13 protein-coding genes are annotated in these 13057 nt (G+C 64.7%); 4 read left to right on the top strand and 9 right to left on the bottom strand.

Going from position 1 to position 13057, the window contains the following annotated elements:
• Positions 1–5 precede the first annotated feature (5 nt).
• Genes OHA42_RS04495 through OHA42_RS04525 form a run of 7 tightly spaced genes read right to left on the bottom strand, consistent with a single transcriptional unit; the run spans position 6 to position 7427 of the window.
• A complete protein-coding gene (locus OHA42_RS04495; protein WP_406234793.1) occupies positions 6–1109 on the bottom strand; it encodes an MlaD family protein in 1104 nt (367 codons plus the stop codon).
• Entirely contained in the window at positions 1106–2197 is a 1092-nt protein-coding gene (locus OHA42_RS04500; protein WP_406234795.1) for an MlaD family protein, read from the bottom strand. Before OHA42_RS04500 ends, OHA42_RS04495 begins: the two co-directional genes overlap by 4 nt.
• Positions 2194–3192, bottom strand: a complete 999-nt coding sequence (locus OHA42_RS04505; RefSeq protein ID WP_406234797.1) for an MCE family protein — start codon at positions 3190–3192, stop codon at positions 2194–2196. The genes OHA42_RS04500 and OHA42_RS04505 overlap by 4 nt, the downstream gene beginning before the upstream one ends.
• The gene (locus tag OHA42_RS04510) at positions 3189–4217 is read right to left on the bottom strand and encodes an MCE family protein (protein ID WP_406234799.1); all 1029 of its coding nucleotides are present in this window, start codon (positions 4215–4217) and stop codon (positions 3189–3191) included. Before OHA42_RS04510 ends, OHA42_RS04505 begins: the two co-directional genes overlap by 4 nt.
• A complete protein-coding gene (locus tag OHA42_RS04515; protein WP_406234801.1) occupies positions 4214–5734 on the bottom strand; it encodes an MCE family protein in 1521 nt (506 codons plus the stop codon). The genes OHA42_RS04510 and OHA42_RS04515 overlap by 4 nt, the downstream gene beginning before the upstream one ends.
• Positions 5735–5740: 6 nt before the next feature.
• Positions 5741–6604, bottom strand: a complete 864-nt coding sequence (locus tag OHA42_RS04520) for an MlaE family ABC transporter permease (protein WP_406234803.1) — start codon at positions 6602–6604, stop codon at positions 5741–5743.
• Positions 6605–6608: 4 nt separating this feature from the next.
• A complete protein-coding gene (locus tag OHA42_RS04525) occupies positions 6609–7427 on the bottom strand; it encodes an MlaE family ABC transporter permease (RefSeq protein ID WP_379072241.1) in 819 nt (272 codons plus the stop codon).
• A gap of 562 nt (positions 7428–7989) precedes the next feature.
• Between OHA42_RS04525 and OHA42_RS04530 the strand changes: the two genes are divergently transcribed.
• Positions 7990–8664 carry a S1 family peptidase gene (locus OHA42_RS04530; RefSeq protein ID WP_406234805.1) on the top strand — a complete coding sequence of 225 codons (675 nt, stop codon included), beginning with the start codon at positions 7990–7992 and terminating at the stop codon, positions 8662–8664.
• 41 nt (positions 8665–8705) lie between these two features.
• On the opposite strand, the gene OHA42_RS04535 is transcribed toward OHA42_RS04530, so the two are convergent.
• Positions 8706–10235 carry an MFS transporter gene (locus OHA42_RS04535; RefSeq protein WP_406234806.1) on the bottom strand — a complete coding sequence of 510 codons (1530 nt, stop codon included), beginning with the start codon at positions 10233–10235 and terminating at the stop codon, positions 8706–8708.
• Positions 10236–10298: 63 nt separating this feature from the next.
• Entirely contained in the window at positions 10299–10670 is a 372-nt protein-coding gene (locus tag OHA42_RS04540) for a hypothetical protein (protein WP_406234808.1), read from the bottom strand.
• 13 nt (positions 10671–10683) lie between these two features.
• On the opposite strand from OHA42_RS04540, the gene OHA42_RS04545 reads away from it, so the two are divergent.
• The 3 genes from OHA42_RS04545 (at position 10684) to OHA42_RS04555 (ending at position 13044) form a co-directional block, all read left to right on the top strand.
• On the top strand, positions 10684–10917 hold the full coding sequence (locus OHA42_RS04545; protein WP_406234809.1) for a hypothetical protein: 234 nt from the start codon (positions 10684–10686) through the stop codon (positions 10915–10917).
• 253 nt (positions 10918–11170) lie between these two features.
• Positions 11171–11707: a DUF6764 family protein gene (locus tag OHA42_RS04550; RefSeq protein WP_406234811.1), complete on the top strand. Its 537-nt coding sequence runs from the start codon at positions 11171–11173 to the stop codon at positions 11705–11707.
• A gap of 59 nt (positions 11708–11766) precedes the next feature.
• On the top strand, positions 11767–13044 hold the full coding sequence (locus tag OHA42_RS04555) for a serine hydrolase domain-containing protein (RefSeq protein ID WP_406234813.1): 1278 nt from the start codon (positions 11767–11769) through the stop codon (positions 13042–13044).
• Positions 13045–13057: the final 13 nt, after the last annotated feature.

Genomic DNA, 13057 nt, shown 5'->3' on the forward strand with positions numbered 1-13057 from the left:
CCAGGTCACTTATAGGCCCCCGTCACTCGGGCTTGGATCAACTGCAGGACGGTGATCAGGCTGCCCGCGAAATCGCCCACGTCACGAAGATCCTGGATCTTGCCGTGCGCCGGGTCGCTCAGCACGCTGAGGTCGAGGTTCGTCGCGGTCGCGTAGACGGCGAGGCTGTTGCCGCGGAACGACGCGTCGACACCGGGTTTCATCTCACGCAGCGCATCCAGCGCCGGTCCGAAATTCTGTTCGGTCCTGGCCAGTGCGTCCATCAGCTGATGGACATTGTCGAGCAGGCTGGCCAGTTGACCGCCCGAGCTGCTGGCGTAGTCGCCGAGCGCCGCGCTGGTCGTCGAAATCTTGGTCAGCAAATCGCCGATGGCCCGGTTGTTCTCCGCGACGGCGCCGATCATCTGCGGCAGCGTGTCGGCGACCTGACCGAGTTCCGAGCGCCTGGTCTCGATGGTCGTCGCCAGCGCGCTGAACTGGTTGAGCACGTTGTCGACGCGGGTGGTGTTGTCGTTCAAACTTGTGACGACACCCGTCATCTCGGTGATCAGATGTGCCATCCGTACACCGCGACCACCGACGATCGAATCCAGCTCCGAGGTCAGCTTGCTCAGCGCGGCGACACCGCCGCCGTTGAACAGCATGGAGACCGAGATGAGCAGCTCCTCGACCGTGGCGCCCGCCGAGGTCTTGTCGAGCCCGAGCGTGTCACCTTCGTGCAGGATCTGCGTGCCCGGCTCCGACTTCGGCTTGGACACCGAGATGAAAACATCACCGAGCGGCGTGGCCTGACGCAGCTCGGCGGTGCTGCCGAGGGGCAACTCGATGTCCTTGCGAATGGTCAGATCGACGATGGCCTGGAAGTTCTTCGTCCTGATGTTGGAGACCACCCCGACATCCGAACCGCCGATCTTCACCTTGGCCTGATCCGGCAGGTTCAGCGCGTTCTCGAAAACCGCGTGCACGGTGTAGGTTTCGCCGCTCGCGCCCGGCTTGGGCAGCGGCAGTTTCTCCACGGTGAATCCGCAACCGGAGGTCACCGCGACACCGGTCGCCACCGCCAGCGCGATCAGCGTGCGGCTTGCGTTCTTCATCAGCCGGTTGGTCATTTGGTCATCCCCAGCAGTGCCGCCGTAATTCCCAGGTCGGGTCCCAGGTCCTCGAGCCTCCCGGTCCGGCATCCGTCCGGCTTCATCTGGATCCGTTCACAGAACACGCTCAACAGCTCGCCGTTGAGGAAGGTCTGGATATTTCCGTGCAGTCGGATGAAACCCATCTCCCTGTTCACCGACCGATCGAGGTTGTACATGAGCAGCGGCGCGAGATCGACGACCTCGGTGACGCCACGCGCATTGGCGCGCAGTTGGTCGGTCACCTTGGTCAGCCCGACGAGCGAGCTCGACAACTGATCCTGGTACTGCACGAACACCGAACTGGTGTTGTTCAGGAAGTCGTTGAGCTGTTGCAGCGTCGCCTCGAGGCCGGGCGCCTGATCGGCCAGCAGTCCCGTCATCTGCGTCATCCGATTGCTGAAATCACGGACGGACTGGTCGTTTTCGGCCAGCATCGTGGTCAGCTCGTTCAGCTTGACGATGATGTTGGAGACCGCATCCTTGTTGTCGACACCGACCTTCAGTGCGCCGGAGAGCGCATTGAGTGTGTCGCGCATCTTTTCGCCCTGGCCGTTCACCATCGGGTAGAGCACCCGGCCCGAGAGCGGGCCGAGGCCTTCGGAACCGGGTTCGGGCTTCAGTGCGGCCGCGAACTGATCGATGGTCTTGATCATCGTATCCAGCTCGACCGGCGTCCTGGTGCGCGCCTTCAGCAGGTGGGCGCCGTCGGACATGGTGGCGCCCTGGGTGTAGACCGGGGTCAGCTCGATGTGTCGATCGGTCACGATGGACGGCGAAACAATCGCGGCCATCGCATCTTTCGGGATCTTCACCCCGGAGTCGATCGACAGATGAACCTCGACCAGAGTGCCCTTCGGAATGATCTTGTCTACCTTGCCGACTTCCAGCCCGAGCACCGTCACCGGATTGCCCTCGTACATACCCGCGATGTTCTCGAAGTCCGCGGTGATGTGCATTTGGTTGCCGAAGGCGTTGTTCACCGAGCTCGGCAGAATCGAGCAGCTGCCGACCGCGAGCGCCGCGGCGCTGATCGCGACGGTCTTGGCGATGGTCCTGAGGTTCATCCCTGGCATCCCTCGATCATGTGGGCGAAGCACAACCAGTTATCGGGGAACACCCACGGCAGGCCGACCTCACCGTAGGGACCGTTACCGAACGCATTGTTGAACTGGCGCACCGACACCGGCATGATCTGCAGCAGCCGGTCGAGATTGTCCTTGTTCTTCTGCAGACCCTCTGCCATGGTGTTCAGCTGCGTGATGGTCGGGCCGAGCTGGTTGTTGTTCGCGGCGCCGATCTCCTGCAACTGCCTACTGAGCGTCGACACATTGTCCAGCAGCTGGCGCAGCAGGCCCTGGCGCTCCATCACCCGGTTCGCGATGGCCTCGCCCTGGGTGATCACCAACAGCACGCTGTTGCGGTTGTCGCCGAGAATCTGGGTGACCCGATTGAGATCCTTGAGCAGACCGTCGACCTCGCCCTTGCGCGCGTCCATCACCTTGGCCAGCACGCCGATGCTGTCCAGCGCCTGCGCCGTGAGCTGCGGTGAATCGCCCATCTGCTTGTTGATCACGTCCAGCGAGGTGGCCAGCTTCTTGGTGTCGAGCGCCTCGAACTTCGGGGTGCCGATCTCGACCACATCGGCGAGGTTGTAGGGAACCGCGGTGTTGGACAAGGGAATCCGATTGCCCTTCAGACCCGCACCGTCACCCGGCTCCAGATCCACGTACCTGGCGCCCAGCAGCGTGGCCATCTTGATGGAGGCCTTGGCGTCCGGTCCGAGCTCGATGTCGTCATTGACGCTCAGGGAGAGCAGAATGTGCCCGCCCTCGAGCTTCGCATCCGCAACCCGGCCACTCGGGACGCCGGCCACGTTGACCTTGTCGCCGACCTTGACCCCTGCGGTCTGGGCGAATTCGGCCTTCACCGTCTGCTCGCCGACGCGAATCAGCTTGTAGGCGCTCGAGCCGATCAGCAGCCCCAGAACGAGCACCGCGCCGACGACGCCGAGCCAGAAGTTCCGGTTGTTGTCGAACCTGGATCTGATCTTCGTCATCATGGGCGGCACACCGCCGACTGTCCGTTGCCGCCGATCTGGGTGAGCAGACCGCGCGGGAGCAGGATGCCGTACAGCGAGACATCCAGTTTGCACATGTAGGCGTTCGCGTAGGCGCCGTCCTGGGTGGCCTTGCCGAGGTTCGAGAGCATCCCCGGCAGGTCGATGGCCGCCTGGTCGAGCCTGGCGCCGTTGGCGATCAGCAGCGTCAGCGCGGCGCTGGTCGAGTCCTGCGCCGTCTTCATCTTCGGCTGCACCAGTCCGATCATGTCGACCAGGGAGCTGGTCGCATCCGCGATCTGCTCGGTGGATTGCTGTAGGGACTGTCCCTGGTCGTACAGACCGCCGATCAGTGACCGGGTCTGGGTTACCAAGGTCTCCAATTCATCACCTCGCTTGGCCAACCCCTGCATCACGCCGCTGAGGTTGGTGATCACATCGCTGAGAATTGCGTCCCGGCGCTGGAAGTCCGTGGCCAGGGTCGCGGCTTGAGTGATGAACGCGCTCAACGAAACACCATCACCCTGCAATGCCTGGATGAAGGTCTCCGACAGCCTGTTCACCTGCTCGGGCTGCAATACCTGGAACAGCGGCTGGAATCCGTTGAGCAGCGCCGAAACGTCGAAAGACGGCTCGGTGCGTTCCAGTGGAATGCTCGCCTTGTTCTTCAGTGCGGCCGGGCTCGCCGATTTGCCCGGCGCCAGCGCGATATACCGCTGGCCGATCAGGTTCTGGTAGCGGACAAGCGCTTTGGTGTCGTCGTAGACCGTCTGGTTACGCTGCACGATGAACGTCACCTTGGCGTCGTTCTTGCTGTCGAGTTCGATCTTCTCGACCTTGCCGACCCGCACGCCTGCCATGCGAACGTCGTCGCCCTCACGCAGTCCGAGCACGTCGGTGAACGTGGCTGTGTAGCTGTTGGTGTCACCGTCGACGACGCGCGCGAGGGTGTTCCAGATGACCACGGTCACCAGGATCGACACCAACGCGAACAGACTGAATCCGATCAGGGGTTTGCGAACGCTCACTTGCCCTCACCGCTCTCGGTGAGTTGCAGGGTTCCCCCACGCAGCGCCGAACTCAGCAACAGATATTCGGCGGTCGTCGGACGCCGCCCGAGCAGCGCGGTGATCGCGGCATCTCCTTCGTACGCAATGGGACCGGCCGACGGGGTACGGGACGGCCGCGCGGGTAGCCCCGGCTCCGGCGCCGGCTCGGCTGCCGGCGCGGGAGTGGGGGAGCCGCCGGGTGCGGGCGGGAACAGCTGGGGGAAAAGCCCTTCCAGCGGTGTGCCCGCGAACGGACTCGAGGACCTCGGCACGTTCGAGCCGGGAACACCGGCGGTGTCCGCGGTGCCACCCGGAGTGGTCACACCCGGGATGTCCGGCAGACCCGCGGGCAGCGGCAGCCTCGGCAGGCCGGCCGCCGAATCCAGCGCCCGCGGCCGCATCGACTCCGGCAGGTAGCCGGGGTCGGCGATCGCCGGTGCGGTGACGCAGCTCGGACCGGGCAGACTGCCGTAGCGAGGGCAGTCGTCCACGGTGTACGGCTTGTACGGGGTGAGCGTGACGCCTGCGTTCCACACCATCTGCCGCTGCGGGCCCCAATGGAAGGTCTGGCTCAGTTTGCGCAGCGAGGTGTTGAGGCTCTCGATCGCCTCCGGGATCGAGTTCGCATCGCCCGCGAGCGCACCGAACATGTCGCTGGTGCCCGCGGTCACCTGCTTGCCCACGTCACCATTGCGCGCGAAGAGTGCGTTCACGGTGTCCACCGTGCCCGCGCCGTTGGAGATCAGCGCGATCAGCGCGGTGCGCCGGTCGGCGATCGTCTGTGCGGTCTTCACCGAGCTGCCGAGCACGTCGAGCAGCTCCGGCGCGGACTGGTTGAGCGCCTGGAACGAGTGGGAGAAATCGTCCAGCAGCACACCGAGATTCGGGATCGACTCGTCGACCGCGGTGAGCCAGCGATCCAGCCGTTCGACGGTGGAGCCGGGCATCCGGCCGCTGCCGTCGAGCGCCTGCGACAGCGTGCCGAGCACGCGGCCGAACTGCACCGGGTCGATCTTGTCGAGGATGGTGCGGACCGTGGTCAGCGTGTCCTGCAGCGCGATGGTGCCCTGGCTGCGGTCCTCTCCGATCTGCGAGCCATCGTGCAGGTACTGGTCGGCGGGTCCGTTGAAGACGAGCTCGACGGAGGTGACGGCGAACAGGTTGCTCGGCACAACGCGGGCGGTCACATTCGACGGGATGTCGCCGGCGAACTCCGGCTTCAGCTCGATCTGCACCTTCTGCTCTTCGCCCTTGGCGGCCACGTCGACGTTCTTGACGGCCCCGACGAGCACGCCGCGGAACTTCACGTCGGCCTGGCTCGGCAGTCCGTCGCCGGTGGTCTTCAGATTGGCGACCACATTCACCTTCGGCACGAAATAGCCGCTGTAGCGGGCCATCAGGAAGCCCAGGATCAGCGCGAAGACGACCAGACCGCAGACGCCCGCGATGAGCAACTGCCGCATGGTGGGTCCGCGCCCACTCGGATCGATGATCATCTCGCCCTACCCAGAAATCCGGATGCCGGGGTTGACGCCCCAGATCGCCAACGTCATGAACAGGTCCGCGAACACCACCACGATGATGCACATCTTGATCGCCCGGCCTGCCGCGACACCCACACCTTCCGGTCCGCCGGAGGCGAAGAAGCCGTAGTAGCACTGGATGAACGTGGTGATCGCGACGAACAGCATGGCCTTGGCCAATGAGTAGAGCACGTCCGTCGGTATGAGGAACTGATAGAAGTAGTGCGCGTAGGTGCCGCTCGATGTGCCACCGATCAGCTGCACGGTCAGCGAACACGAGATGTAGGCCATGGAAAGGCCGAGGCAGTACAGCGGGACGATGGCGACCATCGCCGCGAACATCCGAGTGCTCACCAGGTAGGGCAGCGGCTTGATGGCGATGGAGTCGAGCGCATCGATCTCCTCGGAGATGCGCATCGCACCCAGCTGCGCGGTGAATCGACAGCCTGCCTGTGCGGCAAATGCCAAGGCCGCCAACAGCGGTCCCAGTTCTCGGGTGGTGGCGAAGGCCGAGATGGCGCCGGTGATCGGGCTGAGGCCGAGCAGATTCAGCGAGGTGTAGCCCTGGATGCCGACCGTCATGCCGCCGAACGCGCTGAGGATCAGCACGACGCCGATGGTGCCGCCGCCGACGACCAGGCTGCCGTTGCCCCAGGTGACATCCGAGAGCAGCCGCCACACTTCCTTCGGATACTGCTTGAGCGCCGTCGGGATCGACGCGATCGACCGTAGGAAAAAGAACACCTGATGCCCCAGGCGCGCGACCATATTTACCGGCGCCTGCGCGGACTTCTTCAATTGCTGAAGTGGCCGCAGCAGCGGCGGCACATAAGTTGATGACACCGGCTCAGACCACCTGTGGGGGGAGAAGTACGTTGTAGATCTGGGTGATGATGAGGTTCACTCCGAACAACATGATCGCGGAGCTGACCACCGCGGAGTTCACCGAGTTCGCCACTCCGCCCGGGCCGCCACGGGTATTGAGCCCGGTATCGCAGGCGATGATGGCCGCGAGCAACCCGAAGATCAGCGATTTCACCAGTGCCACAAGGAGATCGATGGTCACCGCGAACGAGGAGAAGGTGCCGACGTAAGAACCGGGCGTACCGTTCTGTGCGAAAATATTGAAAATGTAGCCGGTCAAGAATCCGACGAAAACAACGAAACCGCAGAGCAGCACACTGACCAACATGGCAGCACCGAGCCGAGGGGCGACCAGGCGGCGCAGCGGATCGACGCCCATCACCCGCATCGCGTCGATCTCCTCGCGGATGGTGCGCGAGCCGAGATCCGCGCAGATCGCCGAACCGACAGCGCCCGCGATCATCAGCGAGGTGACCAGCGGTGCGCCTTGCTGGATGATGCCGAGACCATTGGCCGCGCCGATGAAGGAGGTCGCGCCGACCTGGCCGGCGACCGCGCCGACCTGAATGGAAACGATGACACCGATCGGGATGGCGACCAACAGCGTCGGCGCCGCAGCGACGCTCGACATGAAAGCACACTGCTTGATGAACTCTTTGTAGGGAAAGCGGCGTCGGAATATCGCGATGAACAGCTCGGCAACGGCGGCGAATCCCATGGTGATCTGCCTGCCGAAGGTCTCGAGTGACCGCTTCGGATGGTCTTGCCAGTAGCCTTTTACCCAATCAACCGCATCACTCATCCGTGACTCCGACGGTGGACTCTCGGTCGACTGCACTGGCTAACCCCTCTCGACGCCGGAAACCAAACCCCGACGACTTGCTTTGCTTGACGCACCTTACTACGGAGTAGTGCAGAACACACCATCGTCATGTGATTGCAGTCATAGGCGCGTGTCACTGTTCGCGAAAAGCTATGAGACGCGGCACGGACGTTGGTGCGGGGCCCAAAGTTAACCGTCCATCTTCTAGAACAAGTTACAGTTCACCTGCGCAGATCAGCGTCATGTTCAGTATCTCGACGCAATTACGAGGAATATATTCATCGAAAATCGCATTTGTTTCGGAGCACCGGACATGACACAACGAACTTGTCACCGAAACACAAACTCGATGCGCAAACAGTGTTACTTATAGAAGACTGCTATTACGGTAGTAAGAGACGCTAGACCCGAAATGTCGAAAAATGAGGTGGCCACTGCACCACCCCCGGCCATGGCCGGTACATGACGCGCCCGGGGCCGAATACTGACACGATGGGTGCGACAGATTGATATCGTGCGGATTTCCGACCTCTGGAGGGACATGTTCAGCAAACTCGCCAAGGTGGCCAACGCCGCCTTCGCCGTAGCTCTTGGTGCGGCGCTGCTCGGGACGGGCGCAGGGGCAGCGGACGCGGCACCCGCCCCGCCGGTCGTGGGCGGTGGTTCGGGGATCATCATCGACAATCAGTTCGAATGCACAGTCACCACAGTGGGTTACGACGGCGCCGGTCGACTTGTCGGCCTCACCGCCGGGCACTGCGGCGACCCGGGCGCTCAGGTGTACGCCGAGGCAGACCGCGGCGCAGGCCAGATCGGCCGGTTCGTCTACTCCAACCACGATCTCGACTACGCCATCATCGAGTTCCAGCCGGGCAAGATCACCCCGGTGAACCGCATCGGCAACGTGACCATCACCGGGATCGGCGGCCCGGCCCGGTTCCCGATGATCGTCTGCAAGGAAGGCCGGACCACCGGCAACACCTGCGGGATCTCCTGGGGCGATGTCTTCGGGTCGAATATGGAGACCTGGTCGCAAATGTGTGTGGTGGAAGGCGATTCCGGCGCGCCGGTCGTCGTCGGCACCACGCTGGTCGGCATGGTGAACGCCTACCTCGCCATCGCCTGCTTCGGACCCGAGGTCGGCACCAACATGAGCTCGATCATGGGTGACATCAACGCACGTGGCGACATCGGCGCGGGCTTCAACCCGATCTGATCCAACGCTGTCGGAAAAAATGAGCGGGCCGTGCGGCCCGCTCATTTTTCGTTGACGGCCGCTTCGTGCACGGCGGGCGCCACCGCGGGACCCGACATTCCGCACTGCGGCATGCAGTCGACGTTGTCCAGCAACGGTGTATGGCGCGGCTGCCGCAACAGCAACGCGGCCAGCAGCGCGCCCACCACCAGCAGGCCGACACAGATCCACATGGCGACACCGAACCCGCGATCGAATTCGACCGGGTCGCTGAGCGATCCGGAGATCCCGGCCAGCCCGGGCAGCGCGGCGACGGCGAGCAGCTGAGCGGTGCGGGCGACGGCATTGTTCACACCGGAGGCGATACCGGCCTCACTGGCGGGCACCGCACCGAGCACCGCACCGGTGAGCGGGGCGACGAGCACCGACAGGCCGAGGCCGAACAACAGCACGCCGGGCAGCACGTCGGTCACATACGTGGTGTCCGGCCCGATGCGCAGCAACAGCACCAGCCCACCGCCCGCGAGCAGCGGTCCGGCCGTCATCGGGATGCGCGGACCGTGTACCTGGGCCCATCGGCCCGCGGGCGCCGAGAGCACCAGCATGATCAGCGTGACGGGGACGGTGGCGACGCCCGACATCAATGGCGAGTATCCGGCCACCAGCTGCAACTGCATGACCAGGAGGAAGAAGACGCCGCCGAGGGCGGCGTAGACCGCGAGCGTGACCAGATTCGCCGCGGTGAACACCCGCCCGCCGGAAGGGAACGGCCCGGACGCGACAGCTTGCGCAGCACTCGCTTCCCGCGTCATCGACCCGGTGAACAGCGACGGCGGCACCAACGGATGATCACTACGCACTTCGATGACCACGAACAGCGCAAGCAGCAGCAGGCCCGCGACAACGAGCAGCGGCATCTCGTCGATCAAACCGAAGGTCAGCGCGCCCAGCGCCAGCGCGACCACCACCGCTCCCGGTATATCCAGGCGCGCGGCGGCATTCGGATCGTGACTTTCCGGCACATGCCGCAGCGCGACCAGCACGACGACCAGTGCGAGCGGCACATTGATGAAGAAGATGGACTGCCAGCCCGCCACGTCGATCAGCCAGCCACCGAGGAACGGGCCGAGCGCACCGGCGACGCCGCCGAACCCCGACCACAGCCCGATCGCCGCACCCTGGTCGCGCTGATCGATGGACGAGGAGATCAGCGCCAGGCTGCCCGGCGTCAGCATGGCGCCCGCCACACCCTGCAGGATGCGGGCGAAGACCAGCATCTCGATGTTCACCGCGGCACCGCACAGCACCGAGGCGATGGCGAAACCGATGGTGCCCCAGACGAAGACCTTGCGGCGGCCGAGGCGATCACCGAGCGATCCGCCGAGCAGGATGAACGACGCGAGCGTGAGCGTGTAGCCGTTGAGCGTCCACTGCAGGCCGGCGACATCGGTGTTCAACGACTCACCGATGCGCGGCAACGCGATGTTGACGACGGTGGCATCGAGCGAGGCCACCGACGACCCGAGGATAGTGGCCAGCAGGATCCAGCGGCCCTTGGCCGAATGTAAGCGGGGAAGTTCCAGGGTGCTCACCCACCCAACCTAGCCGCAGGGCCAGGAATCCGCCGGTGACCGCTGCTGGGGATACCTGCTGGTTCAGAGCTCCTGAACGCAGACCACGAAATGCCTGACCGGGTAGGTGAATCCGGTGCCGCTGCTGCAGGCGCCCGCATCGTCGGCGTTCTGCTGGATGTTGGTCACCTTCACGCGTTGGGTGCCGCGCTCGGTGCAGTCGATGCGCTTGGGATCCTCGCCGCCGACATCCATACAACCGCCGACGACCCAGTCGATATCGAGACAGAGCGCGCCCCGCTCGATGCCGTTCAGAGTTTCCGCATAGTAGTTGTCGCGGTCGCTGATGCACTGGCTGTTGTTCGGAGCCTTGCCGACGACCTTGTAGTTCGATGCCCGGCTGCCGCAGGACGCCTTGGCGATGGTGGCGTCGGCCACCGTGCCGCCCAGGGTCACGCAGTCACCGACGTTGGCCTCGAAGTCGGTGCTGCCGCCGCGGTCCGCCGAAGTCGGCGTCGGCTTGCCCGAGGTGGGCCTGCCCAACGAGGTCTTCGGAGTGCTTGTTGTCGATAGCGCATCGACCGTTCCATTGTTCATCGCAGGCTGTGCGGAGCCACTGATAGTGGAGCCACATCCCGCCACAAAGATCGCGGCAACAGCGGCAACCGCCGCGACGGCGGCAACCGCCAGCCGCCCCGAGTGAAGTCGACCAGACACGTAACAGTCCTCCCGAGCTGTAACGCTCCGAACTCACACCCCCGTCAGAATCCGAAGTTGATAATGCAGAGCTTGAAATACCACGCCATGCATACACCATGCGCGGCGCGCACGTCGAGTCGAAGACGACACGGCGCCTGGTCGGTACCCGCGGTATGACGCCGCGACCCACCAGCGGAATCGCATTCCCAGCAACCGATCTGAGTATGGTGGGAATTCCCATGTGAAAGGAGTTGTCCGTGAAGCTGATCAGCACAATCGTCTGCACGACCGCCACGATGGGCACCTCCTTACTGCTGCCGGCAGTGGCCTCAGCAACCGATGTGTACTGCTCATCGGACCAGGGAATCGACATCACCGTCATCGATGGACGCGCCGCATGCCGGGCCGCGAGCGACACCTCCGGCCGAGCCCGCGCCGCGGGGTACGACGGCGTCGGCTACGCGAAGGCGACCTTCGGCGCAATCGCGTTCGGGATCGGCGCCGCCGGTGGCGTCGGCGCGAGCGAAGGGGCAGGCGGGATTCCGATCGCGATCGGAATCGGCAGGGATGCGCTGGCCCTGACCTCGATTTCCGATCCTGGCGGGCGCGGCGCGGGCGCGCCGATCCTCGCGGTGTCGATCGCCTTGGACGGATCGCGCGCCGGTGTCGAATCCACGGACAACGCCGTGGTCTGCCTCGGATCGGCGGCACTCGCCTGGAGTTCGGCGACCGGCGCCACCTGCCTGGCAACTCCGTTCGGTCGCTGGCAAACCGCACCAGCCGCGATAGGCTGAACGTCCGGCCGCTGAGTTCGTGCCCGCTTCGGCCGTCCCCAGGTCAGGAGGTGCGAGGCATGGTTTCTGCCTTCCAACCATCCGGCAGGCGACTGGCAGCGCCCCGGGAAATGCTCGTCGACCCGAGGTTCGTCCGGTTGGCCGACCACTTCTTCGGCATGTTCACCCAACCCAACCGCGGCGGCGGCGCCCTCGCGATCTATCTCGACGGCCGGCCCGTCGTCGATATCTGGGCCGGGTGGGCGGCCAAGGATCGCCGCTGGAACGGCGGCAACGTGGCACTCACCTTCTCCACCGGCAAGGGTGTCGCCTCCACTGTGGTGCACCGGCTGGCCGAACGCGGCCTCATCGACTACGACGCACCGGTGGCCGATTACTGGCCGGAGTTCGCCGCACACGGTAAAGCCGACATCACGGTGCGCGATGTGCTGTCGCACCGGGCCGGGCTGCACCGGGTGCGGGGGCTGGTGCCCGGCCGCGAAGGCATCCTCGACTACGACGCGGTGGTGCGGGCCCTCGCCGAAAGTCCGGCCGACCCGCGCCGCATCCGCTCCTCCGGCTATCACGCGATCACCTTCGGGTGGCTGGTTGCCGAGATCGTGCAGCGGGTGACCGGTGATCCGTTCACCGACGTGCTGCGCAGGGAGATCGCCGTACCGCTCGGCAGAGATGAATTCTGGTTCCGAGTACCGGAATCCGAACGCTACCGGATCGCGAAGATCTTTCCGCACCTGAGTCCGCCCGGAATCCGCTGGAACACCGCATCTTCGGTGCTGTCGTGGGTGCGGCCGATCCGCGGACTCGCCGAGGCGGGCATGCCCGAGAGCTTCGATGAGCTGGTCCGCGATCCTCGGGTGCACGATGCGGTGATGCCGGGATGGAACGGCGTGTTCTCGGCACGCGCACTGGCCGAGATGTACGGTGCGCTCGCCAATGGCGGGCGGGTCGAGGTGGATCACGGCACGCAGGGGATCGAAACCGTGCAGCTCCTGAAGCCGGAGACGATCGAAACCATCAATCAGGTGCAGCCGTCCGAAAACCGCGACTACGTGCTCGGATTCCCGCTGCGCTTCACCCTCGGCTATCACCGTCCGGTGCTGATGTCCAAACAGCAGCCGCGAAACGCCTTCGGGCACTATGGCATCGGTGGCTCCGGCGCTTACGCCGATCCCTTGCTCGGCATGTCGATCGCCTTCGTCACCAACCGGCTCGGCAATGCCGTCACCGCGCTCGGTGACGCCCGGCTCGCGAAGGTCGCGGCCATCGCAAGCAACATCGTGCGCAAATATCGACAGGCCACGCAGGTCGCCGTCGATCCGATCGAGCCGCCGGACTGATGCCGCGGCGTCG

Source organism: Nocardia sp. NBC_01009 (genome assembly GCF_045208035.1).
GTDB lineage: Bacteria > Actinomycetota > Actinomycetes > Mycobacteriales > Mycobacteriaceae > Nocardia.